The organism is Psychroserpens mesophilus (assembly GCF_050617655.1).
GTDB classification, from domain to species: domain Bacteria; phylum Bacteroidota; class Bacteroidia; order Flavobacteriales; family Flavobacteriaceae; genus Psychroserpens; species Psychroserpens mesophilus_A.
Genome location: NZ_JBODQC010000335.1, coordinates 1 through 253, shown reverse-complemented (window position 1 = coordinate 253; position 253 = coordinate 1). Strand labels below are relative to the sequence as shown.

General features: G+C 32.8%; 1 protein-coding gene. It reads left to right on the top strand.

Annotation, left to right across the window (positions count from 1 at the left end; translation table 11 throughout):
* Window positions 1–14 precede the first annotated feature (14 nt).
* Window positions 15–253, top strand: a 239-nt coding sequence (locus ACRHNM_RS17475; RefSeq protein ID WP_431137919.1) for a response regulator, incomplete at its 3' end; no start/stop codon positions are given.

Genomic DNA, 253 nt, shown 5'->3' with positions numbered 1-253 from the left:
CAAAATCAATTGTCATGATACGTATTTTGATTGTTGACAATCACCCTATCGTAAGAACAGGCTTAGAATTGTCCTTAAACAGCAAACCCCACTTAAAAGTTGTAGGTAAGCTAAGTAGCGGTATAGAAATTTGTGAATTTGTAAGACGTCATGAAGTTGATGTTATTATATCTGAAATTGACTTGCCTGAACTTAATGGCATTCCAGCTCTTAGAGCTATTAAAAAAGAAAATAAATCGGTTAATGTATTGAT